Annotated in this window: 26 protein-coding genes; 15 read left to right on the top strand and 11 right to left on the bottom strand. The window is 67.6% G+C overall.

What is annotated here, in order from left to right; translation table 11 throughout:
- Positions 1-10 precede the first annotated feature (10 nt).
- Together NV1_RS19230 and NV1_RS19225 are read left to right on the top strand one after the other, a co-directional pair.
- Positions 11-853: a lytic transglycosylase domain-containing protein gene (locus tag NV1_RS19230; protein WP_067893147.1), complete on the top strand. Its 843-nt coding sequence runs from the start codon at positions 11-13 to the stop codon at positions 851-853.
- Positions 854-1,083: 230 nt separating this feature from the next.
- Positions 1,084-2,232 (top strand): Mrp/NBP35 family ATP-binding protein, encoded by a 1,149-nt coding sequence (locus NV1_RS19225; protein ID WP_067893145.1) that lies wholly within the window; start codon positions 1,084-1,086, stop codon positions 2,230-2,232.
- Between the two features lie 335 nt (positions 2,233-2,567).
- Here NV1_RS19225 and NV1_RS19220 read toward each other — a convergent pair whose 3' ends face one another.
- From NV1_RS19220 to NV1_RS19210, 3 genes are all read right to left on the bottom strand, one after another.
- Positions 2,568-2,993, bottom strand: a complete 426-nt coding sequence (locus NV1_RS19220; protein WP_067893143.1) for a hypothetical protein — start codon at positions 2,991-2,993, stop codon at positions 2,568-2,570.
- A 265-nt stretch (positions 2,994-3,258) separates the two neighbouring features.
- Complete coding sequence (locus NV1_RS19215; RefSeq protein ID WP_084525521.1) at positions 3,259-4,185, bottom strand: aminoglycoside phosphotransferase family protein; 927 nt, start codon at positions 4,183-4,185, stop codon at positions 3,259-3,261.
- Positions 4,182-5,468: an NsdA family TPR-like regulatory protein gene (locus NV1_RS19210; protein ID WP_157117130.1), complete on the bottom strand. Its 1,287-nt coding sequence runs from the start codon at positions 5,466-5,468 to the stop codon at positions 4,182-4,184. Before NV1_RS19210 ends, NV1_RS19215 begins: the two co-directional genes overlap by 4 nt.
- 305 nt (positions 5,469-5,773) lie before the next feature.
- Between NV1_RS19210 and NV1_RS43635 the strand changes: the two genes are divergently transcribed.
- From NV1_RS43635 to NV1_RS19195, 5 genes are all read left to right on the top strand, one after another.
- Complete coding sequence (locus NV1_RS43635; RefSeq protein WP_157117128.1) at positions 5,774-5,962, top strand: hypothetical protein; 189 nt, start codon at positions 5,774-5,776, stop codon at positions 5,960-5,962.
- 44 nt (positions 5,963-6,006) lie between these two features.
- Positions 6,007-6,918, top strand: a complete 912-nt coding sequence (locus NV1_RS46840) for a DivIVA domain-containing protein (RefSeq protein ID WP_373864629.1) — start codon at positions 6,007-6,009, stop codon at positions 6,916-6,918.
- Positions 6,915-7,490 carry a DNA-3-methyladenine glycosylase I gene (locus NV1_RS19200; protein ID WP_067893139.1) on the top strand — a complete coding sequence of 192 codons (576 nt, stop codon included), beginning with the start codon at positions 6,915-6,917 and terminating at the stop codon, positions 7,488-7,490. The genes NV1_RS46840 and NV1_RS19200 overlap by 4 nt, the downstream gene beginning before the upstream one ends.
- A 180-nt stretch (positions 7,491-7,670) precedes the next feature.
- Entirely contained in the window at positions 7,671-7,838 is a 168-nt protein-coding gene (locus tag NV1_RS42215; RefSeq protein WP_083895957.1) for a DUF3117 domain-containing protein, read from the top strand.
- Between the two features lie 21 nt (positions 7,839-7,859).
- On the top strand, positions 7,860-8,744 hold the full coding sequence (locus NV1_RS19195) for a putative RNA methyltransferase (protein WP_067893278.1): 885 nt from the start codon (positions 7,860-7,862) through the stop codon (positions 8,742-8,744).
- 33 nt (positions 8,745-8,777) lie between these two features.
- Here NV1_RS19195 and glgA read toward each other — a convergent pair whose 3' ends face one another.
- Positions 8,778-9,932: a glycogen synthase gene (gene glgA, locus NV1_RS19190; protein ID WP_067893276.1), complete on the bottom strand. Its 1,155-nt coding sequence runs from the start codon at positions 9,930-9,932 to the stop codon at positions 8,778-8,780.
- A gap of 124 nt (positions 9,933-10,056) precedes the next feature.
- On the opposite strand from glgA, the gene glgC reads away from it, so the two are divergent.
- Positions 10,057-11,271 carry a glucose-1-phosphate adenylyltransferase gene (glgC, locus tag NV1_RS19185; RefSeq protein WP_067893137.1) on the top strand — a complete coding sequence of 405 codons (1,215 nt, stop codon included), beginning with the start codon at positions 10,057-10,059 and terminating at the stop codon, positions 11,269-11,271.
- A 118-nt stretch (positions 11,272-11,389) separates the two neighbouring features.
- Here the strand turns inward: glgC and NV1_RS19180 are convergent, their stop codons facing one another.
- From NV1_RS19180 to NV1_RS19155, 6 genes are all read right to left on the bottom strand, one after another.
- On the bottom strand, positions 11,390-11,617 hold the full coding sequence (locus tag NV1_RS19180) for a hypothetical protein (RefSeq protein ID WP_067893135.1): 228 nt from the start codon (positions 11,615-11,617) through the stop codon (positions 11,390-11,392).
- A 192-nt stretch (positions 11,618-11,809) separates the two neighbouring features.
- A complete protein-coding gene (locus NV1_RS19175) occupies positions 11,810-12,046 on the bottom strand; it encodes a hypothetical protein (RefSeq protein ID WP_067893133.1) in 237 nt (78 codons plus the stop codon).
- 158 nt (positions 12,047-12,204) lie between these two features.
- Positions 12,205-13,863, bottom strand: coding sequence for an ABC transporter permease (locus tag NV1_RS19170; protein ID WP_067893130.1), 1,659 nt, complete (start codon positions 13,861-13,863; stop codon positions 12,205-12,207).
- Positions 13,860-14,792: an ABC transporter ATP-binding protein gene (locus NV1_RS19165; protein WP_067893129.1), complete on the bottom strand. Its 933-nt coding sequence runs from the start codon at positions 14,790-14,792 to the stop codon at positions 13,860-13,862. Before NV1_RS19165 ends, NV1_RS19170 begins: the two co-directional genes overlap by 4 nt.
- Positions 14,793-14,847: 55 nt before the next feature.
- A complete protein-coding gene (locus NV1_RS19160; RefSeq protein ID WP_067893127.1) occupies positions 14,848-15,555 on the bottom strand; it encodes a TetR/AcrR family transcriptional regulator in 708 nt (235 codons plus the stop codon).
- Positions 15,556-15,671: 116 nt separating this feature from the next.
- Positions 15,672-16,310, bottom strand: a complete 639-nt coding sequence (locus NV1_RS19155) for an O-methyltransferase (protein ID WP_067893274.1) — start codon at positions 16,308-16,310, stop codon at positions 15,672-15,674.
- Positions 16,311-16,568: 258 nt separating this feature from the next.
- Here NV1_RS19155 and sigE point away from each other — a divergent pair, with 258 nt between their 5' ends.
- From sigE to NV1_RS19130, 5 genes are all read left to right on the top strand, one after another.
- Positions 16,569-17,309, top strand: a complete 741-nt coding sequence (sigE, locus tag NV1_RS19150) for an RNA polymerase sigma factor SigE (protein WP_084525520.1) — start codon at positions 16,569-16,571, stop codon at positions 17,307-17,309.
- A gap of 73 nt (positions 17,310-17,382) precedes the next feature.
- Positions 17,383-17,817, top strand: coding sequence for a zf-HC2 domain-containing protein (locus tag NV1_RS19145; RefSeq protein WP_067893125.1), 435 nt, complete (start codon positions 17,383-17,385; stop codon positions 17,815-17,817).
- Between the two features lie 90 nt (positions 17,818-17,907).
- The gene (locus tag NV1_RS19140; RefSeq protein WP_084525519.1) at positions 17,908-19,497 is read left to right on the top strand and encodes a S1C family serine protease; all 1,590 of its coding nucleotides are present in this window, start codon (positions 17,908-17,910) and stop codon (positions 19,495-19,497) included.
- Between the two features lie 9 nt (positions 19,498-19,506).
- Positions 19,507-19,932, top strand: coding sequence for a Sec-independent protein translocase protein TatB (tatB, locus tag NV1_RS19135; RefSeq protein WP_067893124.1), 426 nt, complete (start codon positions 19,507-19,509; stop codon positions 19,930-19,932).
- A 132-nt stretch (positions 19,933-20,064) separates the two neighbouring features.
- Entirely contained in the window at positions 20,065-20,901 is an 837-nt protein-coding gene (locus tag NV1_RS19130) for a hypothetical protein (protein WP_067893121.1), read from the top strand.
- A gap of 72 nt (positions 20,902-20,973) precedes the next feature.
- Here the strand turns inward: NV1_RS19130 and NV1_RS19125 are convergent, their stop codons facing one another.
- Positions 20,974-21,651 (bottom strand): TetR/AcrR family transcriptional regulator, encoded by a 678-nt coding sequence (locus NV1_RS19125; RefSeq protein ID WP_067893119.1) that lies wholly within the window; start codon positions 21,649-21,651, stop codon positions 20,974-20,976.
- 218 nt (positions 21,652-21,869) lie between these two features.
- On the opposite strand from NV1_RS19125, the gene NV1_RS19120 reads away from it, so the two are divergent.
- Positions 21,870-22,673 carry an SDR family NAD(P)-dependent oxidoreductase gene (locus NV1_RS19120; RefSeq protein WP_067893117.1) on the top strand — a complete coding sequence of 268 codons (804 nt, stop codon included), beginning with the start codon at positions 21,870-21,872 and terminating at the stop codon, positions 22,671-22,673.
- A gap of 63 nt (positions 22,674-22,736) precedes the next feature.
- On the top strand, positions 22,737-23,864 hold the full coding sequence (locus NV1_RS19115) for a DUF5938 domain-containing protein (RefSeq protein WP_067893115.1): 1,128 nt from the start codon (positions 22,737-22,739) through the stop codon (positions 23,862-23,864).
- Positions 23,865-23,870: the final 6 nt, after the last annotated feature.

Raw genomic sequence — 23,870 nt, 5'->3', positions numbered from 1 at the left:
TCACCACACAGTGGGACGTCACCGCAAGCAGCCGGAGCCAGTATTCCGGCGCGGATCTGTTATCGCACTGGCCGGTCTCGTCCCCGCAGGGGTCGTGACGGTCAGCACCGCCTCCGCCTCGGAGCTGAACACCGGAGAGTTCGCGGCCTTGTCGGCGGCGCAACACAATTCGGGCGCACACCAGGCTCAGGTCGCCGCTGCGGCGGTCTCCGAGGAGACCATGCACCTGGCGCGACATGCCGGGCCGCCGGTCGTGGAATCGGTTGCGCTGCCGGAGAATCGGGCCGAGGCGCAGGCTCCGGCCGGGCCCCTGGGCATGCCCGGCGTGGCCTACTCCGCCTACCAGAACGCCGAGCACATCCTGGCCCAGGAGGACCCGAACTGCCATATGCCGTGGTCGATGCTGGCCGGTATCGGTCAGGTCGAATCACATCAGGCGTACGGAAAACTCGACGCCGACGGCAATCCACTCGAGCCGATCTACGGCCCGGTCCTGGACGGCAGCCTCTACGGCAACAACGTCGTCCCGGAGACCGATGGCGGCGCCCTCGACGGGATGACCAGTTACGCCCGCGCGGTCGGCCCGATGCAGTTCCTGCCCGAGACTTATCGCAAGTACGCGGGCGACGCCCGCGGCTCCGGAATCTCCGATCCACAGAACATCTACGACGCCTCGCTGACGGCTGGCAAGTACCTGTGCGAGGGCGGACTGGACATGCGTGATCTGTCCCAGCAGTCGCGAGCCATCATGCGCTACAACAACTCGATGGCCTACGTGGCGAACGTCATGGCGTGGGAGACCGCCTACCGCACCGGAGTCACCCCGCACGCCGCGGACCTGCCCAGGATCTGACCCAGCCGCCGGCCCCGGCCGAACCACCCCGGCGAAGGACGACAAACATCGCCCAGGCCCGCCCATCCCGGACAACGCCGACTCCAAGGTTCGCGGCCCGTCTCACCGCTCGGACGCATGGCGGGTGCGGGGAACGAGTACCCGGCGCGGGGCCGAGCGGTGAGACCCCGGGGCCGCGAACCCGCCGGAGCGGAGCGGAGGCCGAAAATACAGTCGCTAGACTCGGCTGCATGCCAGTGGTTACGGAATCGGATGTGCGGGGCGCCCTCGCGAAGGTGATCGACCCGGAGATTCGCAAGCCGATCACCGAACTGGGCATGGTGAAGGACATTCGCATCGGCGACGACGGCGCCGTCGACGTCGGGATCTACCTGACCACCGCCGCGTGCCCGCTGCGCACCGAGATCAGTGATCGGGTCTCTCGCGCGGTGGCCGATGTGCCGGGCGCGGGCGCGGTCACCGTCGAACTCGACGTGATGAACGACGAGCAGCGCACCGAACTGCGCAAGCAGTTGCGCGGCGATGCCGCCGAACCGGTGATTCCCTTCGCCCAGCCCGGTTCGCTGACCCGCGTCTACGCGGTCGCCTCCGGTAAGGGCGGTGTCGGAAAGTCCAGTGTCACCGTCAATCTCGCGGCCGCGATGGCAGCGCGCGGTCTGTCGGTGGGTGTGCTGGACGCGGACATCTACGGCCATTCGGTGCCCCGCATGCTCGGCGCCGATCAGCGGCCCACACAGGTCGAGCGGATGATCATGCCGCCGATCTCGCATGATGTGAAGGTCATCTCGATCGCCATGTTCACCCAGGGCAATACGCCCGTGGTGTGGCGCGGACCGATGCTGCACCGCGCGCTGCAGCAATTCCTCGCCGATGTGTTCTGGGGCGATCTGGACATCCTGCTGCTGGATCTGCCGCCCGGCACCGGTGACGTCGCGATCTCCATCGCCCAGCTCATCCCCAATGCCGAGATACTGGTGGTGACCACGCCCCAACCGGCCGCGGCCGAGGTTGCCGAGCGGGCCGGGGCGATCGCCCTGCAGACCCGGCAGCGCATCGCGGGCGTGGTGGAGAACATGTCCTGGCTGGATCTGCCCGACGGCTCCCGCATGGAGCTGTACGGCTCCGGCGGCGGCCAGGACGTCGCCGATCGCCTCACCCAGGCCGTCGGCGCGAAAGTTCCCCTGCTGGGCCAGATTCCGATCACCCAGGAACTCCGCGAAGCAGGCGACGAAGGCACGCCCATCGTCCTGAGCGCTCCCGACAACCCGGCCGCACAGGTCCTGCGGGATATCGCCGAGAAATTGGCTGTCCGCCGCCGCGGCCTGGCAGGCATGTCCCTGGGCATCGACACCACCAGACGCTCCCCCGCCTCCCCGTAGCTTCAGCGCGCCGCTGAGAGCGGGAAGGCTTTCACGTCGGGCCGACGGTCGGGAGTCTATTCACCTTCCGGACATACTCGACGAGTTACCAGTGCGCTCTCTCAACGCATCGCCGCTGGACATGTTGCCGAGGGTACCGCGTGATCTGTGTCCACTTGCCGTCTATCAGTCGAGAATCCGGCCGACATGTGTCCGGAGCGATGCTGAATTCGGCCAGAGTGTCGCCCTAGCCGCCGCTGCGAGACGTTGTGGCGGCCGGGATTCTCGGCCGGATCGCATCCCGTCCTGCTGTTGCCGTGTGGCAGCAGTAGCGGAACGTGTTGTGTAAGCGGCGGTCACGGCAAGCCTGGGAGTTTCGGCAGGCTGCTGCCACTCGGGGGCAGAACGGGGATGCCCAGCTCCGCGCCGGGATCGCCGTAATCGTCGTCGTCATCCTCGGTGTAATCGTTGTACTCGTCGTACCGGTTGTACTGGTTGAATTGGTTGAATTGGTTGAATTGGGTGCGATCGTGCGGCCGGCGGTGGCGCGGATGCGGCCCGGGATGTGCGGCCCTGGGCCGGTGGTGTTCCGATTTGCCAGGGTGGTGTTCAGTCGATGTGCCCGGGTGGTGGTCCCACACGGGCTTGTCGGCCGGTTCGAGCGCCACGGGCGCGGCGGCTGCGGGCGCCGCGAGCGCGACCGCCGGCAGTAGGGCCAGCGCGGACGCGCTGGCTATGCGGACCAGCAGTGTCCGGATAGGGCGGGATGGGTGTCGACTCATTCTGCTCCTCGTTCCCGAGCGTCATCCATGTGACGTCCGAGTGTGAAGTTCACTTCGCTATCTGCCACTGACTAGCGTAACGTTAAATAGCGGCACGTCAATCCCTTGAATACAGGCATCGCGAGCGGCAGGAGATCCGCACAGGCCGGGGCGGCGGCTACCTCGACGGCTCATCACGGGTGTCCGCGAAACCGCGATGGCGTCCGACGGCAAGGGCGTAGCCGACAGGTCGTATCGCTCCCACGCAAGAACGAAAAGCGCTGCGCTACAGGATGTGCCAGCGGGATGGGGTGCCCGAGCGGAGGGCGGCTATGCGGCGGAGGACTTCTCGGGCACAGGCGGTGTCGGGGGCGGACTTGTAGGCGTTGGTGGTGATCATCCGGAGTTCACGCAGGTCGCGGAGCCAGGAGTAGCCGGGCCAGGTGCGGATGTCGAAACCGTAGGCGTGACAGAACTTCTCGTATTCCACGGCGGGGTGGGCGAAGCGGCGGCAGTGCACCTCGAGGGTGACCAGATCCCATTCGGGCCGGCCGAAGGCCGCGCTCTCCCAGTCACACAGCACGCCGCGGCCGGTTGCGCTGTCCCACAGCATGTTCCGGTGATGGGCGTCGCCGTGGATGAGGCTCGGGGGCAGCACGAACGTGATATCGGCGGCGCGAGCGGCCAGACGGGCTCGTTCGGCCCGCAGCAGTGCGCGGTCCTCGGCGGTCAGGATCCGGCTCGCCGCAATGGATTGCGCTATCCGGCTGAAGGTATCGGCCAGATGGCGGGCCGGCAGCCACTGCGGCGGGCGGGTGCGCAGCGAATGCAGCCTCGACAGGGGCGCGGCGAGATCCGGGGCGACGATCTCGCGATGTTGTGGCAGGTAGCGCCAGAACGTCACCGCGCAGCCGCCGATCTCCATCGGCTGCCGCACCGGCGCGAGTGCCACCACCGGCACCTGCCGGGCGTGCAGCCAGCGCACCAGCGCGACCACGTCGACCGTCGACCTCCCCCGGTAGGGCCGATCGATCTTCACGACGACCGGAGCGCTGACCAGCCGGTACACCGCATTGGTGTGGTGCCGCAGCAGTTGTGCGCCGGAGGGCTCGAAACCGGCCGAACTACAGGCCCTTTCGAGTATCGCGAGAGTGCGCTCCGGGGTGAACGCCGCCGCGGCCACCGATTCGGCCGGTTCGAACGTGGTGATCATCGCGCGCCCCCCGCTTCGACGGACACCAGATGCCGTAGTTCGTCCACCGGACGACGGCCGCGGCCGCGGTCCCCGATGGCATCTACCACCGCGGCCGCCCGGGTCAGCACGATCGTGGTGCGATGTTCCGAAGGAAGCGTGGTCAGAACCTGCGTAGCCAGCTCGCACGCCTCGTCGACCGCACCGTCGACGGCGTAGCCGATCGCGGTGTCGAGTTCGATGAGTGCGGGATCGACCACCACGCCCGGACTCATCCGGTACAGCCGCAGCGCCTGTTCCTGCACGCGCCGGGCCGCGGCGGTGCGCCCGAGATTGGTCAGAATGCCGGATTGGTAAAGCAGCAGACGCTTTTCACCGAATCGGAACGCCTCGTCGGTGGTGCTGTCGCCGAGTTCGGCGGTGCGGTGCACCGCCCGCGTCAGGGCAAGATCCGCACCGGCGGAATCACCGAGCCGGGCCAGCGCCCGCGCCTCGGCGGCAGCGGCCAGAGCCGTTGCGTCATCAGCGGTTTCCGGCAACTGTGCCTGCGCGGCCCGCGCGAGCACCACCGCCTGCTCCGGATTGCCGTAGTAGTACGGGAGCATCGCGTGCTGAGCCCGCACCTGTGCCCGCAACCGCAGATTGCCGGTGTCGTCGGCGGCCATGCGCGCGGTGCCGTACCAGAAGTTCGCCCGCTCGATCTGGCCGAGCTTCATCAGCGCGTCCGCGATCAGCAGGCCCAGGACCGCGATGACCTCCGAAAGCCGGGACTGGATGGCCGCGGGCTGACGCTGCGTCGCCACTGCCTGGACCTCGAGTACATCCGACAGGACCGTGGCCAGCACCTGCGCCGGCGGCGTGCGGGTGTAGGCCAGGACGCGTCCGGCGGCCCGCTCCTCGATCAGATCCACCATCACCGGGCCGACCGTGCAGGCGGCCACGGTGCGATCGACGAGGGCGCGGGCATCGTCGAGCCGGGCCAGCAGCGTCGCGTCGTCGCCGACGGGCGGTGCGACCGGTGCGACGGCGCGGCGGGCGGGCAGCCGCCGCGGGCCGAGCGCGGCCTCCCCCTCGGCGAGGATCTGCTCGAAACGCTCGCGAACGTCCGGCCCCACCTGAACCAGCAGGGTGTCGAGTAGTTCCTGAGTGAGCGGGCGCGGGGTGACCGCACTCAATCCAGCGCGCCAGTTGGCGACCGTCGTCATCTCCACGCCGAGGTGGGCTGCGAACTCCCGCACGGACTTTCGCGTAGCCGCCTGCAGCGCCACTGCTTCGAAGCCGGTCCACGGCCGACCCAACACCATGGGGAGTCCTGTTGTGAGTATTTGTTAATTCCGTGTTTCGTGCCTTGGTGCCAACAGTAGGCCAACACCAACGCCAACGGTGTGCGATTTCGCATCGGTACGAGAACGACCAAAGTAGAAGGGGTACAGGCGCCGAGCGTCGATCCACCGCAGCCGGAGTCATCGCGCACCGTGGCAGGCGATCCCCGCCATCACGGCGGCAGCGGCGGGCTCACCGAACGGCGCGCAACCTCACGAAGCTCGCGAACGTCGTCGGGGCCACCTTTCCCGGCGTCGGGTGCGCCCATCACCCAGGAGGTATCCCCATGAACACACCGTCCTCCGACACCAGGGACATGTGGTTGATGAACAGCCGCAACTGCTCCCATGAGCCCACCGAACTCACCGACGAGCTGGCGCGATTCATCCTGGCGGTACACGCCGGGCACGGTGGCGGCTGCCGGCAGTACCTGGCCGCATCCGCCTACTGTTTCCGGCGTACCGGCGAAAGGTGAAGCGGCGGTAGGTCCTGTCGGTCCCGCCCCCTATTCTCGAACGCATGCTCACGATGCTGCTGTACGTGCTGATCGTCGGATTGGTCGCCGCGCTGCTGTTTCTGGTCGCGAGCGCGGTGTTCGGGCGTGCGGAGGAACTGGGGCCGCTGCCCGAGGGGACGACCGAGACCGTGCTGCCCGCCCACGACATCAGCGGCGCCGATGTGCGAGATCTGCGCTTCCAGCAGGTTTTCCGGGGATACAAGGCGGGCGAGGTGGATTGGGCGCTGGCCCGGCTCGCGGCCCGCATCGACGAGTTGGAGACGCAGCTGGCCCAGGCCCGCGGCGAGGCGCCACGCCACCACGAGGCCGCCGAACCCGTGGAGCAGACGGGTCCCGGCGTGATCCCGGGCGCATGGACCGGCGCCCACCCCGCCGTCGAACCGCCCGCCGGAACTCCGAATCCGCCCGGCGAGTCCAGGATCGAACGCCCGGGCGCCGGTTCGAGCGGACAGGGTGGCGGAACGTCGGGAGACACGCCCGGCCGGAGCGATGGAATGCACTCGTCGCTGGCCGGACTCGCCGTCGGTTACGCACCCGCCGCACAGTCCGACACGCCCGGGAATCCGACCGGACAGATTCCCTGGCACAACCCGGCCGAGACGGGCCCCTGGACGCCTCCGGCACTGGGAACCAGCACGGGCCCGCTCCCCGCGCCCGCCGTCCCCGGACAGCAGCAACCGAGCAGCCCCTTCGGCCCGACGCCTGCCCCTGGTCCGGGCGGATATTCCACCGCCCAGAACGCGTACGCCCCCGGAACCACTTCCGACCAGCCGGTCGGTTTCGGGCAGCCGGCAGCGCCGTCGACCGGAAGCCTGTCGCTACCACCCGCCACCACGACGCCCACCCAATCACCGCACAACCAGTCCGCTACCTGGCCGGGACAGCCTGGACAGACCACGCCGGGGCAGCTGTGAGCACCGACGGACCCGCCACCCTCGACGGCCGCGTGCGCTGCGCTTGGGCCGAATCCTCGCAGCTCTATCGGGATTATCACGATCGGGAATGGGGTCGCCCGCTACACGGCGACGACGCGATGTTCGAGCGGATGAGCCTCGAGGCGTTCCAGTCGGGACTGTCCTGGATCACCATTCTGCGCAAGCGTCCGGCCTTCCGGTCGGCCTTCGCCGGATTCTCGATCGAGCGGGTCGCCGAATTCGGCGAGGCCGATGTGGACCGACTCCTGGCGGATCCGGGCATCGTGCGCAATCGAGCCAAAGTCGTGTCGTGTATCACGAACGCAAAAGTTGCCCGCGAGATGGACACTAGTCTGGACAAGTTGATCTGGTCCTTCGCTCCGGCGCCGCGCGCACGTCCGCGCACACTGTCCGATGTGCCCGCCGTCACACCCGAATCGACCGCTCTCGCAAAGGAACTCAAGCGCCGCGGGTTCCGCTTCGTCGGGCCGACGACCGCATATGCGCTGATGCAGGCGACCGGGATGGTGAACGATCATCTGGCCGATTGCTGGATCGACGCGCACGGGTGAGCACACGCCCGGCTGGTCGGTTTTGGAGCTCCGGTACCCGCCCAGTTCCGCAATAGGGAAGAATGGGCCTGGTGTAGCCCCTCGGCGCGGCGATCGCCGCCTCGGCGGGCTACCTGTTGGTGACAACACGAGTTCCAAGAAAGTGCGCAGAAGACCGCGCGGATCTGGAGGGAGCAGAGGATGGCGGCCATGAAGCCCCGCACCGGGGATGGTCCCCTCGAGGCAACCAAGGAAGGGCGTGGAATCGTCATGCGGGTTCCACTCGAGGGTGGCGGGCGTTTGGTCGTCGAGCTCACGCCCGATGAGGCGGCGGCTCTGGGCAAAGAGCTCACCCAAGTCACGAGTTAGTCGCTCGACTCGCCCGAAGTGGTGAATCCGGCGACACAGCTCGCCACGGTCGCGTTCTTGCTGGCCTGTCCCGAATGCGGTGACGTTCTGGCCGTCCGCGATCGTTCATTGTTCTGCGCGCGCGGACATGGTTTCGATATCGCCCGGCAGGGATACGTCAGCCTGCTGACGGGTGCGTCGACGAAAATGTCCGGTGATACCGCGGCCATGCTGGACGCACGGGCCGCTTTTCAGGATGCGCGCCATTTCGAACCCATCGCCGACGCGGTGGCCGACGCCGTTCGCCGGGACGCTCGATCGTCTCCATTCTCGATTCTCGAGATCGGCGCCGGTACCGGGTATTACCTGGCCGCGGCATTGAACGCCGCGCCGGATGCGCACGGGATCGCCTTGGACGTGTCCAAGCCCGCCGCCCGGCGCGGCGCTCGCGCCCACCCTCGCGCCGCCTCGATCCTCGCCGACGCCTGGCGCGGCCTGCCGATCGGGGACGGCCGGATCGATCACGCGCTGTCGGTGTTCGCACCACGCAACGCCGCGGAGATCGCCCGGACGCTCACCCCGGACGGCCTGGTCACGGTGGTCACCCCGACGCCGCGCCACCTGTCCGAGCTGATCGAGCCGTTGGCCATGATCGGCGTGGACACCGCCAAGGACGACCGCCTCGCGGAGACGATGTCCGCGCATTTCAGCCTTCGCGAGCGCGGCATCGTGGAGTACTCGATGAACCTCACCCACAACGACATCGCCGATGTCGCTGCCATGGGTCCCTCTGCCCACCACGCCGCCGAACAGCGCGCCGAGCGGATCGCCGACCTGCCGGAGATCGTCCGGGTGACGGCCTCGGTCACGGTGTCCACATTCGGCCGGGCGTGCGGGCCCGAACGCACGTCCGCTGCCGGCGCATAGAAGACCGTTGCGCCGCAATATAATTCGGCGCGGTCAGCCCTTGCGGATACGTTCGTAGAGTGCCACGGTGCGGGCGGCGACCCGCGCCCAGTCGAATTCGGCGATAGCGCGTGCACGTCCGGCGACACCGAGGGATTCGACCAGCGCCGCATCGCCGACGACGGCATTGACCGCCTCCGCCAGACCGTGCTCGAAATCCTCGGGCGTTTCGCCGTCGTAGTGCACCAACCGCCCGGTGGCCGCGGACACCACCTCCGGGATTCCGCCGACGTCCGACGCGACGACCGCCGTACCGCAGGCCATCGCCTCCAGATTGACGATGCCCAGCGGCTCGTACACCGAGGGGCAGACGAATACCGACGAGGCCGCCAGGATCTGGCGCACCTGTTCGGTCGGCAGCATCTCACGCACCCAGAACACTCGCCCACGACGTTCGGCGAGACTCGCCACCGCCGCCGACACCTCGACCTCGAGCTGCGGTGTGTCGGGCGCCCCGGCGCACAGGACGAGCTGGATTCCGGGATCGAAGTCGCGGGCGGCGGCGAGCAGATGGGCGACGCCCTTCTGCCGGGTGATCCGCCCGACGAACGAGACGATCGGCAGATCCGTACGCACACCCAACTCGTCCAGCACGTCGCGAGCCTCGGGAACCGGGCCGCCGGGATGCCAGACCTGTGCGTCGATTCCGTTGTGCACCACGTGCACCCGGTCCGGATCGATGGACGGATAGGCGTCCAGCACATCGCGCCGCATTCCCGCGCTGACGGCGATGATCGCGTCGGCGTACTCCATCGCATTGCGCTCGGACCAGGATGACAACCGGTATCCGCCGCCGAGCTGCTCGGCCTTCCACGGCCGCCGCGGTTCGAGCGAATGCGCGGTCAGCACATGCGGAATCCCGTACAGCGCGCCGGCCAGATGTCCGGCCAGGCCGGTGTACCAGGTATGCGAGTGGACAACGTCGGCACCGTCGGTGGCATCGGCCATCCGCAGCTGCGCCGACATCATCTGCATGGCGGAATTGGCCGCGTACAGCATGGGATCGGGCTGATGCACCACCGCGTCGTTGCGGGGGATGCCCATGCAGTGCACGGTCACATCGCACAGCCTTCGCAGTTTCGCGGTCAGCTGGGTGACGTGCACCCCAGCACCGCCGTAAACCTCGGGCGGATATTCACGAGTCATCATCGCGACCCGGAGCCGGTCGCGTTCCTGGGGATCGCCGCTCAGTACACGGGGACTCACCGGTCCAACCTAATCGTTCACCTTCTTCATCACCACCCGTCCCCGCCTCGGGCGGTAGGTTGGACTCGTGAGGAGCCAGCCGCACGTACTCGGGATCGTGCTCGCCGGTGGTGAGGGCAAGCGCCTGTTCCCGCTCACCAAGGATCGCGCCAAACCCGCGGTCCCGTTCGGGGGTGCGTACCGGCTGATCGATTTCGTGCTGTCCAATCTGGTCAACGCCGGATATCTGCGGATATGCGTTCTCACCCAGTACAAGTCACATTCGCTGGACCGGCATATCTCGCAGACCTGGCGGCTGTCGGGTTTCGGCGGCGAATACATCACCCCGGTCCCCGCGCAGCAGCGTCTGGGGCCGCGCTGGTACACCGGCAGCGCCGACGCGATCATGCAGTCGCTCAATCTGATCTACGACGAGGATCCCGACTACATCGTGGTGTTCGGCGCGGACCACGTGTACCGGATGGACCCCGAACAGCTGGTTGCCCATCACATCGATTCCGGTGCCGGGGTGACCGTGGCCGGAATTCGGGTGCCGCGCAGCGAGGCCGGCGCGTTCGGTTGTATCGATTCCGACGAATCCGGCCGGATCACCCAATTCCTGGAGAAACCCGCCCATCCGCCCGGCATCCCGGACGATCCGAATATGACCTTCGCCTCGATGGGCAATTATGTATTCACCACCAAAGCGCTGGTGGACGCGATACGCGCCGACGCCGACGATTCGGATTCCGATCACGACATGGGCGGCAACATCATCCCGACCCTGGTCTCCCAGGGTGAGGCCGGGGTCTACGACTTCGCCGAGAACGACGTCCCGGGTTCCACCGACCGCGACCGCGGCTACTGGCGCGACGTCGGCACCATCGATGCCTTCTACGACGCCCACATGGACCTGGTCTCGGTGCACCCCGTCTTCAACCTCTACAACCGGCACTGGCCCATCCGCGGCGCCGCGGAAAACTTCCCACCCGCCAAATTCGCCCAGGGCGGTTTGGCCCAGGAGTCCATAGTCGGCTCCGGCAGCATCCTGTCCGCCGCCACGGTCCGCAATTCCGTACTCAGCTCGAATGTGTTCGTCGAGGACGGCGCGACCGTCGAGGGCAGCGTCCTGCTCCCCGGCGTGCGAGTGGGCCGCGGGGCGGTGGTGCGGCGCGCGATCCTGGACAAGAACGTCATGGTCGGCGAGGGCGAGATAATCGGTGTCGACCTGGAGCGGGACCGTGAGCGATTCGCCGTCAGCAACGGGGGCGTGGTGACCGTCGGCAAAGGTGTCTGGGTGTAGCCGGGTCAGGGCAGGATTCGATCCACGTCGACCCACGGATGCCGAGGGCCGCGCAGGGTGGCGGCGGGCCGATAGGGCGGCGGATCGGCCACCAGTCGAGGGTTGTCCGAGCCGAACGCTACTTCCAGCCCGGCGGAGGCGTATTCGGCCCCGCCGTGCAGAAGGGATAGCAGGTACCCGGGGTCGGGGTGGGCGTGGGAGTCGTGGAGTGACGACCGCTGAACCCGCCGGTCACCAGAAGCATGACCAGAAGGGCGACGAAGACGGCGAAGCCGAGGACCACTCCGACGAGCACGATCCAACCGCGCGGCAAGACCTCGATAAGGATTGCACGCTGGATCACCACTGCCCATCACCCCACAACCGAATCGCGAACTGCCCCAATGATATCGGTTCGGGACGAATCCGGTGGCCGGAGGTTCCGGATCGGTCGGCACGCTGGTCAGCCCGGGTGAGCGGTCGGGGTTCGCGCCGCAACCGGTGTCGAATCGCGAGAATCCGGTCGCCCTGCGGCGCGGGCTCGGCAGGCCGAAATCGGTCAACTCGGATGTACGGATGGCGGTGTGGCGGTGGGGTCGGCGGCGCAGAAGGGGGCGCAGGTGCCGGGGGTGGTGAGGACCGAGGATTGCTGGTCGTCGAAGTGGGCGCCGCTGACCAGAAGTAGGACCAGGAGCGCGACGGCGACCACCAGACCGAAGACCACCAGCAGTGGCCCGATGAAGCCGCCGGGCATGTGCTCACCCAGTTCGTCCTGGATTTCCACGAATTCGATCATGCCGCGTCACCCCTCGTGACCACTCGACCGGCTGCGCGGCGGCTTTCTGCGGGTAGCCGTAGGGCAGGTGGTTGCACAGACTTGGAGCGATCCGACGAAGAAGGATACGCCCCCGGATCGGAGCGGGGGCGTATCGAATGGAATCCGCGAACGAACTCTCAGCGAAGATCCCGCCGCCGGAAGGCGTACGCCCCGGCGCCGAGCAGCGCGGCGGCGATCACCACCAGGGTGACGACCGGAGTCCAGGCGAACGGTTCGGCGGGCAGTTTCGGCAGATGGCTGTACGGGTCGATGTCCAGAACCCATTGCGGCATACCGGCGATCGAGCCGAGCAGGAACAACGCCACGCCAGCGGTGAACACGCCCCAGGCCACCGAGGCCCAGCGCGGCAGCACCCCGAACAGCAGTACCGCGGCGCCGGTGAAGAGCCAGACGGCAGGCAGTTGCACGAGCGCCGCACCCAGCACCCGCGGCACCTTGCCGCCGATATCGTGCGCGGCGATCCCGTACGCCAGGCCGGCCAGCCCGCCCGAGACCAGCAGCAGCACAACCGGTCCCAGCAGCGCGAACACCAGATGCGAGGCGGCCCAGCGGATCCGGCCGACCGATCCGGTCAGCACAACCTCCGCGCGGTCGGCCGACTCTTCCGAATTCAGCCGCAGCGTGGCCGAGATCGCGTAGGCGGCCGCGGCCAGGCCCAGCAGCGTGAACGCGGTCGTGATGAAGGCGTCCTCGATCGCACTGGCCCCGCCCATCCGAGCGATGATGTCCTGCACCGCTTTACTGCCGCCGACCTCGTTCGCGATCCCGTTGACGACGCTGCCGATGACCAACCCGTACAGCCCGAGCCCTACGGCCCACGCCACGAGGGTGCCGCGCTGCAGCCGCCAGGCCAGCCCGAAGGGTCCGGACAGAGCCGCCGCGGCGACGGGCGCACCGGGACGTTCGGCGATCAGCCCGCTCCCGATGTCACGCCGCCGCAGCAGCGCATACGCCACTCCGATCAGCACGATCGTGGTCGCCAGGTGCAGCAGCAGAATCCACCAGTGATCCCCGGAGAGCGCACGCACCTGAATCGACCAGCCCTGCGGGGAGAACCAGCTGAGCGGAGCGGCGGGGCCGTCGGCGGCGCGCGCATCACCGACCGCGCGCAGCACGTAGGTCACCGCGAGTACGGCGAAGGCGACCCCGCGGGCGGTGCGCGCACTCGCGGACAGTTGGGCGGCCACGGCGCCGACGGCGGCGAACACCATGCCCGATCCGGCCAGCGCGAGCCCGAAGGCCAAGGCCCCGTGCGCATCCACGCCCGCCCCCTTGATGCTGACCACCGCGAGCAGACCGGTGGCCAGTGCGCCGGTACACGAAACCAGCAGCGCGGCAGTGAGATTGGCCAGACGACCGACCCTGGTCGAGGCCAGCAACTCCTCGCGACCGGTCTCCTCCTCGGCGCGAGTGTGCCGAATGACGGTCAGAATCGTCGCGATGCCGATGATGGTGAAGAACATCCCGGCCTTCCACAGTCCGGCGGCCGCGCCGGATGTCGTGTTGTAGACCGGCCCGTACATGGCCAGCTGGGCGGGACTGGTGTTGATCGTATGCGCGAAGTGCGCCAACTGATCCGGACTCGAGTACACCTTTTCGGTGCTCTTGACGTAGACGCTGCCGAGCGGCAGGGACAGTAGCAGCACCCACAGCGGCAGCACGACCCGATCACGCCGCAGATACAGCCGCAGCAGCCGCCAGGTACCAGTGAATTCCGATGCCGTACTGGATGATTCGGCACGGCCGATAGGTCCGGCCAGGGTCGCTGTGCTCATTTCGCCGCCTCCGCGAGGTGATGGCCGTCGGCGGACGAGGCATCGGCGTCGAGCGAATAGTGGCGCAGGAACAGCTCTTCCAGTGTCGGCGGCTGGCTGACCAGACTCCGCACGCCCGCGTCGCCGAGCACGCGGATCAGCTCACCGAGATGTTCGCCGTCGACCTGACAGCTCAACGTGTGATCGGTGACGTTGATGTCCTCCACACCCGCGATCCGACTCAGATCGCCTGGGTCACCGATCAATTCGGCCTTGATCGAGGTGCGGCTCAGATGCCGCATCTCCGTGAGCGAACCGCTCTCCACGGTCTTCCCGGCGCGGATGATGGTGACCCGGTCGCACAGCGCCTCGACCTCGGAAAGGATGTGGCTGGACAGCAGCACCGTCACCCCGCGCTCGGCAGCCTCGCGGGCACATTCGCGAAATACCTGCTCCATCAACGGGTCCAGGCCCGAGGTGGGCTCGTCCAGCAGTAGCAGCCGGGCCCGCGAGGAGAAGGCCGAGACCAGGGCGACCTTCTGCCGATTGCCCTTGGAATAGGTTCGCGCCTTCTTGCGCGGATCCAGTTCGAAACGCTCGATCAGCTCGGCCCGGCGATCGGCGTCCAGCCCACCGCGCATCCGGGCGAGCAGATCGATGGTCTCCCCGCCGGACAGCGACGGCCACAACGTGACATCGCCTGGTACATAAGCGATATCGCGGTGCAGTGCGACCGCGTCGGTCCACGGGTCGCGCCCCAGGATCTCGGCGGTGCCGGACGTGTGGGTCAGGATGCCCAGCAGAATCCGGATGGTGGTCGACTTCCCCGCGCCGTTGGGGCCCAGAAAGCCGTGCACCTCCCCCTCGACGACGTCCAGATCGAGACCGTCGAGGGCGCGTACCTGTCCGAAATGTTTGTGCAACTGCCGGACGACGATTGCCGATGACATCGGATCTCCTGTATTCGTGGCGCGGACCGTGACTCCGCGGGATTCGTCCCCGGAATCAGCCCCCCGCACCGGATGGGTTCGTGGGTGGAATATGTTGTGCGTCAGTGCTTTCGCGGCCGGACAGCAAGGTGTCCAGCGCCATCGAATCGGTGAGCAGGCCGTTGGTGTAGAGGTCGATCGCGGGCAGCATCATCACGTCGGCGTACTCCCGCAGCATCTTCGGATAGTCGGGCACGCCGTCGTGCCGGGCGAGATAGAGCTGCATGAACAACAGGAAGCCCCCGCCGTTCTGCAGGCCCATGTAGCGAGCGGTCGCCTTCAGGTCGAGCGGCGCCCGCAACGACCCGTTCTCGATGCCGACCTTCAGATAGGTCTCCATATCGGCGATCATGTGGTCGAACATCTCGACCGCCAGCGGACCGCCGGCCTGCAGGGTGCGCATCAGGTAGGCCAGGTACGGCGCGAACTCCTCGACCTCGGCCATCGCCTGCAGCAGCCCCTTCGGAGACGGGTTGCTCATGTACTCCATCTTGGCCTTGCGGATGAACCCGCGGACATGGTCGTCGCATGCCTGCCGCAGCCCGTCCTTCGAGCCGAAATGATGGTTGACCAGGCCGGGTGACACGCCCGCCGCGGCGGCGATGGCACGCACCCCGACCCCGAAACCCTGCTCCCCGAAAATTGTTATCGCGGCCTCACGGATGCGGGCGCGAGTACTCAGATCCTCGGGGGATCCTTCCGGTACGGCGACATCTTTAAACACATGTTCAATATACTAAACAGCCGTTCAATCCGCACGCAAGAGTTGTCCGGTTTTTCCGGCGTGTCGTACTCGCGGTTCGGCGCGACGAACCGCGATCGGGCCTGTGACCTGCGGTGCTATCCGCGCGAAGCGCAGAGCAAGCCGTCGCCGAGCGGAATCAGCACACTCGTCAACCGCGGATCCTCGGCGATCGCCCGAGTGGCCGCGCGCACCGCCTGGGTAGCGGCGTCCCGTTGCGACGGATCGGGCACCCGCCCGCCCAGTAACGCGTTGTGCAACATGATCGCGCCGCCCTCGCGTAACAACCGGACACCCTGTTCGACGTACTGCGGATGCTCGAGTGGTGCGGCATCGATGAACACCAGGTCGTAAACGCCATCGGCGAGCCTGGGCAGTACGTCCAGGGCGCGGCCGTTGATCAGCCGGGTGCGCGCGGGGGCGACCTCGGCGGCGCGGAACGCGTCGCGGGCCGAGCGCTGGTGTTCGGGTTCGGAATCGATCGTGGTCAGCGTGCCGTCCTCACGCATGCCGTCCAGCAGCCACAGGCCGCTGATCCCCGCACCGGTGCCCACCTCGACCACCGCCCGCGCACCGAGCAGCTGCGCGTACATACTCAGCAGCGCGCCCACCGACGGCGGCACGGGCGTGGCGCCCAATTCGGTGGCCCGCTCCCGCGCGGCGAGCAGAACCTCGTCCTCGACCACGGAATCCTCGACATACGCGAGGTTGCGTTGCAGGGCCGATGCGGTGGGTATGACGCTCACGCGTATGAGGCTAATCGCGGATCACCGGGACGGCCCGGCGACGCAGCGCAGTTTTTCTCAGGTGTCGCTCAGGCTCCCCATACCACGGCCACATCGGGACCACGTTTAGTAAGCACTACGCAAAGGCCGACCGACCGTCGGCCCGGCACCCGGGAACAACCCGATACGGATCGGCGGTTGTACCCGATACACGATACGAGTCGTGCGCATGCCGGGGCACGGTCCCGAGTAGGAGGTAACCCCATCCACATGGTCGATGCGGCGCGTGAGTTCGCCACCCTTCCCGAGTCGAGTCTGCCGGTCGACAACGACTCGGCCGAATATGCCCTGCCCGCGGCGGACGGCAGCGATCCTGTCGTGGTCACCGTCCACCCCGACGAGGCCGTCGAGGCCGAACTCGCCGAGCCCGATCCCTTGTCGGGCACCGCGGCCTTCGACGCCACCGGCGACCGCGCCATGATGCCGAGCTGGGACGAGCTGGTCCGCGAGCACGCCGATCGGGTCTACCGGCTGGCATACCGTCTCACCGGCGATCCGCAGGACGCCGAGGATCTCACCCAGGAGACGTTCATCCGCGTCTTCCGGTCGTTGCAGAGCTATCAGCCCGGCACGTTCGAGGGCTGGCTGCATCGCATCACCACGAACCTGTTCCTGGACATGGTGCGACGACGCAATCGGATCCGGATGGAGGCGCTGCCCGAGGACTACGACCGCGTGCCCTCCGAGGGCCCCGATCCCGAACAGGCGTATCACGCCGCGCGCCTGGACCCGGACCTGCAATCCGCACTCGACGCACTCGCGCCCGAATTCCGCGCCGCGGTCGTCCTGTGCGATATCGAGGGCCTGTCCTACGAGGAGATCGGCGCCACGCTCGGCGTCAAATTGGGCACCGTGCGCAGTCGCATCCACCGCGGGCGTCAAGCGCTGCGGGAGTACCTTGCGCATAATGGATCTCAGCCGCGGTTCGCCGCCGCGGAGAAGGTCGGGTAATTTACGGCCGTCGCCGACGGCGAGAATTCTGTTGGTGCCAGCTGTTGTCAGGTCGGAAGGGTGTGTGCACCGTATGAGTGGCCAGGAGCGCGATTCGGGTAACGCGGCCGGTAGAGCGCCCCAACGCCGGCCTCGCTTCGCTCCGACCGAACACCTGGCCAGCGAGGCCATCGCCGCCTACGTCGACGGTGAGCTGCGGATGAACCCGTACCTACGCGCGGCCGAGCATCTGGCCCGCTGCCCCGAATGCGCCGCGGAGGTCGACGCGCAACAGCAGGCCCGCATCGCCCTGCGTCAAGCCGCCCAGATGCAGATTTCCGCACCGCACGATCTGCACGACACGCTGAGCCGGATTCCGCTGGCCGACCTCGCCGGCAGTGGCGTGGAGGATATCTCCCGCGGCGCGAGTTTCCTGGGCCTGCGCACGGATTCGTTCCGTTTCGCCTTTTCGGCGGACCGGGAATTGAGTTCCGACAGCAAGCGGTGGACCGGTTGGTGGCGCAAGTAGAGTCTGGACCGTGAACGGAGCGCAGCGGAGTGAACCATTAACAGAGCACCGCGTGGGCGCGGCGGGGCCGAGCGCTAGCGAGGTGTCGTCGTGACTACCGAATCGACGAACACCGGATCACAATCCGCGGCGGGCGGGGCTGCCGGGCAGTCGCCCGCGTCGGATTCGGCGGCCGATCGGGGGAATCTGAGGCCGTCGGACGCACCGGTACTGGGCCCACGGCCGGTTTACCGGCCCGAGATCGACAAGCACACCGCACGCGCGTTCCGCCGCCCCGACGGGCAGAGCGGATCCTTCGCCCCGCACACCGCGACGCCGCAGCAGCAGGCCGACGCACCCGAACTGGTGAACCGGCCGCCCGACGCGGTGCTGGCCGAGGCATTCGGGCGGCCCGCGGGTTCCGACGAGTTGCTCCAGCGCGATCCGGACGCGGCCGGCGATTCCGCCGCACCCGCCCCGCCCGCCGACCCGTGGCGGGATCCGGAGGCCGCGGCCCGGCTCGGCGCGCCCGCGATCGAGACTCCGCAGCCCGCACGCCTGCTTCCGGGCATCGAACTCACCGCTCGCGAGGTTCTCTTCGGCAGCCGCGTGGCGCCCAAGGCTCTGGCCATTCTCGGCGCGATCGCTCTGGTCATCGGCCTGGCCGGTGGTCTGGTCGGTCGGCTCACCGCAGAGGCCACCTCGGTGCTGACCTCCAAGAAGGTCACGCTGGCCCAGGACGGCGTGTCGGGGAAACCGCAGGGTTCGGTGTCCAAGGTGGTCGACTCCGTGATGCCCTCGGTGGTACAGATCCGCGAAACCGTCGGCGATAACGGCGCGCTCGGTTCGGGCGTGGTCATCGACGGCGGCGGATATATCGTCACCAACAATCACGTGATCTCCATGGTCGCGATGGACAAGACCAATCACGGCAAGATCCAGGTGACCTTCTCCGATGGTTCCCGGGTGCCGGCCTCGCTGGTCGGCCGCGACCCCAAGACCGACCTCGCCGTGCTCAAGGTCGACAACGTCAAGAACCTCACCGTCGCGCGGCTCGGTAAATCCGATGACGTGCAGGTCGGCGACGCCACTCTCGCGATCGGCTCCCCGCTGGGTCTGCAGAAGACGGTGACCGCGGGCATCGTCAGCGCGCTGCATCGCGCGATGGTGGAAACCCCGGAGGCAGGGGACGACACCGCCGGCGCCTTCGACGCCGTGCAGACCGATGCGGCGATCAACCACGGCAACTCCGGTGGCGCGCTGGTCGACGGTCAGGGCAGGCTCATCGGCCTCAACACGGCGATCCGCAGTGAGAGCGGCGGTTCGGTCGGTCTCGGTTTCGCGATCCCGGTCGATCTGGTCAAGCGGGTCTCGCAGACGATCATCCACCACGGCGGGATCGAACACCCCTGGCTCGGGGTGAGCGCCAAGACCAAGCAGGTCGAGAACGACACGCTCAGCGGCGCGGCCATCGCCGACGTGGTGGCCGGCAGTCCGGCGGCCAAGGCCGGTCTGACCGAGGGCGACGTGGTGGTGAAGGTCGGCGATCGCGAGGTGACCGAGCAGGCCGAACTCACCGTCGCGGTGATGTCCCAGCAGATCGGTCAGAAGGTCGATTTCCAGATCGTGCGGGATGGCCGGCAGGTCACGATTCCGGTGACGCTCGAATCCGACCGGAACGCACCCAAGCCGCCCCAGTAACCTGGTCTCATGTTCGATATCGGCTGGCCCGAGATGATGATCCTGGTGGTTGCCGCCTTGGTCGTGCTCGGGCCGGAACGGTTGCCCGGGGCTATCCGCTGGACCGCGCAGAGTCTGCGTCAGGTGCGCGATTACGCGAGTGGCGCCACCAGCCAGCTGCGCAGTGAACTCGGTCCGGAGTTCGACGAACTGCGCAAACCCCTCGACGAATTCAACGAGTTGCGCAAGCCGCTGGACGAGTTGCGCGGGATGTCGCCGCGTTCGATGGTGACCAAACACCTGTTGAACGGGGACGATTCGCTGTTCACCGGCAATTTCGACAAACCGAGCGGTACTTCGTCGGAGCCGGTTGCGCCGTACACCCCGCCGGCCGCGCCCTCGCCGAAACCGCTGGGACACAACGAGAAGCCACCCATCGATTCCGACGCGACATAACGATTTCGAGCCGGACCGGCCGGTCGTCCAGCGGTGTTCGGCAAGGTAGAGCCCCGACGAGGGGCGCTGATCGGAAATGCCACGTCAAGCGGTCTAGACGCATACCGCTGTCGAGGTATCTAGACTGCGCACATGTCGGCCGATGAGGTGGCACGGGTGTTCGCGATCGATGACAAGGTCGAGCGCCTCAAGGCGGCCACCGACGGAGTTGCCCAAGCGCAACAGACCATCAACGAGCTCACGCGCATCCGGCGCGCGGTCATCCGAGACCTGCATGCCGAAGGGTGGACCTTCGCCAAAATCGGTGCGGCCGCGGGGCTTTCGCGAGCCCGAATCCATCAGGTGAGCACGCAGGGGCCGGTACCCGAGGGCCTGTTCTTCGGACACGGCCCGCTGACCATCCTCACCCCGGAGCTACGCAGCACCACCCGCACCGCACCGCTGGTCGGCGCGCCCGATGCCACGGCGCCGCACCGCCTCCAGGAATTACTCCGTGAGCTGGGCTTCTCGGTGACCGTCGAACGTTTCCTACCCGGCCGGGTGCTGGATCTCGAACGGGACGGGCTGATCGTCCTGGGCGGTCCGGAGCTCTCACCGAGCCTGCGTTATCTGGCCGCCGCCGATCCGCGCCTGCGCCGCACCATCGCCCGCGCCGGACGGGTGCGTCGCGGAATCGAGGATCGGGCGGCCCGCCGCGTCTACCGCCCCGGCGGCACCGAACCCTACGACATCGCCTATCTGGCCCGTCTACACCGGCCCGACAGCCAGGGCACCGTCCTGCTCATCGACGGCCTGCACCCGCCCGGATCCCTCGGCGCGATCCGCCTGCTCGCGACCCGCCTGGCCACCCTCCACGAACGCGCGGGCACGCACCCGTTCTCCGCTGTGGTCGGCGTCCGCTACGACCGCAATACCGGCGAACCGCTCGAGGCGGACCTGCTCACGCCCATCTACCGCCACGAGCGGTGACGGCGGGCTCGGCGATCGCCCGCGGGCCGCAACTCCACCCGGCCCACGCGAATTGCGTTGGCGCGCAACGCCTCAGGACGGATTCGCCGGTGAATCGCCGGCCGTGGCCCGAGCTCGACCGCAAGGAGTGGCCAGCAGGGCGAACACCGCGTTCAGCTGATCGCGGGCCGTATCGGTCTCGGCTGTTCGGCCGGCGATGTGGTGCAGCAGCGCGCGCTGGAAGATCCCGTCGATGGTGACATAGGCGGTAGCGGAGCTCAGGGCCGGTTCGGTGCCGGACAGTTCGCAATAGCGCGCGACCACCCGCCAGATCATCTGCTCGCGGCGAGCATCGATGTCGAGGACGTCGGCACGGAAGGAGTCGTCGAACAGACTCTGGTTGCGTAGGTCGTACCAGAGCCGGTGGACCGCGGCATCGGCCGCCAACGTGCCGAAGAAGGTGGCGGTGAACTCGGCGCGGAGTTCCTCGGCGCTCTCGGCCGCGGCGACGACCTCGTCGTATCGGGTGACACAGACCGCTTCATACTCGCGCACGGCGTGGGCGATCAGATCGAGCTTGTCCGAGAAGTAATAGTGCAGCACACCGTGCGAGTACTCGGAGTTCTGCGCGATCTCACGCAGGCTGGTGCGTGCGTAGCCGAGTTCCGCCAGCGTGTGCAGGGTCGCCCTGGCCAGCTCGGTACGCCGCGCCTGGAACTTGTCGCGGGCGCGTTCTTCCACACGAGCTTTGGGGCCGACGACCTGCGTCACATCGAATCCTGTCGGGTCACGTCGTATCTGCCCTCCGAGTGTAGCGGTAGCGGATCAGCATCCTTTGACAAGCGTCCAAGAATATCTTGACGACTGTCAAAGAAAGTCTTGACGACTGTCAAGACTCTCACTTACTGTGGCCTACGGCACACCACATGTGCCTTACATCACACCCGCGAGCCCCTCGCGCTTGCGGATCTCAACGAAGAGGTATCCACATGACGAGCTACAACCTGGCCGGACGTACCGCATTGGTGACGGGCGGGGCGCAGGGCCTGGGGGCGGGCATGGCACAGGCGCTGGCGGCGGCGGGAGCTTCGGTGGCGATCGGTGACGTCAACGTCGACGGAGGTCAGCAGGCTGTCGATGCGCTCCGCAAGACGGGGGTCAAGGCCGAGTTCGTCGCCTTCGACGTCACCGACGACGCAGCCTGGGAGACGGCGGTCGCCACGACGGTGCAGGCCCTGGGTGGGCTGGACATCGTCGTGAACAACGCGGGTATCGAGGTCACGGATCTGCTGGTCGACCTCGACCCCGTCGCCGCGTCGAAGATGCTGGAGATCAACCTGCTCGGTACGGCCCTGGGCATCAAGCACGCCTTTCGCACCATGCGTCCCGGCGGCACGGCCGGGAACGGTGGAGCGGTGATCAACATCGCGTCGGTCGCCGCGACGATCGCGTTCCCGGGCATCAGCATGTACTCGGCGACCAAGTCCGGTATCGACCGCCTGACCAGGGTCGCCGCGGCAGAATCCGGCAAACTCGGGTACGGCGTGCGGGTCAACTGCATCTACCCGGCATTGACCCCGACCGCCATGGGCAACAAGCTCGCCGTCGACTGCGCCGAACTCGGTCTGTTCCCCTCCCCCGAGGCAGCCGCGCAGGCGGTCGCCGAACTGACCCCGCTCGGCCGCCTCGGCCAGGTCGACGATATGGCCGACGCCGTGGTCTTCCTCGCCTCGGACGCGGCGAAATTCATCACCGGAGCGGGTCTGCCCGTCGACGGCGGCATGGGCATGTAACCCGTCGGTTCCGCACTACCACAACAGCTTTCGCTCATATCCGATCTTTCGAGGAGTACCGCCATGCCCACCGACAAGCGCGTCGTCGTCTACGGAGCCTCCGGTTACACCGGTCGTCTCATCTGTGAATACCTGCGCGAGTACAACATTCCCTTCCTGGCCGCCGGACGCGACCACGGACGCGTCAAGGCCGCGGTCGAGGCCGTACCGGGCATCGACACCGTCGACCACGAGATCGTCGAGGTCGAGCACACCACCGCCGCACTGACCGAGGCGTTCCGGGGCGCGGGCGTCGTGCTCAACACGGTCGGCCCCTTCGCCCGCTACGGTCACGAGGTCGTACAGGCCTGCCTCGAGATCGGGGCGCACTACACCGACACCAACGGCGAGCAGAACTGGATGATCGACGCCGAGAGCAGCTATAGCGCCGACTTCGCCTCGCGCGGACTGCTTCTCACGCCCGGCCTCGCGCAGATGTACTCGATCGGAGAGATCGCCGCGAACATCTGCCTGGAGAACCCCGGCCTGGACACCTTGGACATCCAGGTGTTCTGGAAGGGCCATCCGACCGTCGCGTCGACCAACACCATCCTGACCAACGCGGCGTTCGCCAAGGCGTTCTACCTCGAACAGAACGAGTACGTCGAATGGCCTTCCGAGGAAGGGCTCTACACGGTCAGCGTGCCGGGCCAGCACGAGCTCGGGCTGGCGTTGCCGTGGGGCGGCACCTCGCACCCGGTGTGGTTCAAGAACGACCCGCGCGTGGCCAACGCCCGCGCACTGGGCGGCGTGTTCAATCGTCCACTGATGCAGGGCGTTCCGGTGCTGGTGGCCGCGGCGCTACAGCAGATGGAGGGCAAGTCGGAGGAGGAGAAGTACCGGATCATCGACGAGCAGTCGGCGGCGATCCGCAGCGAGATGCCGCCACGGGAGAACCCCCGGATCAACACCTCGCTGGACTCGGTATACGCCTCGGGCCCGCTCGGGCGCGCGCACTGTGTGATTCACGGCAACTGCAACTACAAGCAGACGGCCCTGCTCAACGCGCACGCCGCCGCGGAACTGCTGCAGGGCCCACCACGGCGCGTCGGATTCGCCTCGAGCTGCCAGGCTTTCGGCCACCGCGAACTGCTCGGGACGCTCCGCTCGTTCGGCCTCGTGCTGGACCCGATTGTCACCGTTCACCACTGAGGTCGA

Source organism: Nocardia vaccinii NBRC 15922 (assembly GCF_001613305.1).
Lineage (GTDB): Bacteria > Actinomycetota > Actinomycetes > Mycobacteriales > Mycobacteriaceae > Nocardia > Nocardia vaccinii.
The sequence above is the reverse complement of the archived record's forward strand: the minus strand, read 5'-3'. Positions and strand labels throughout refer to the sequence as shown.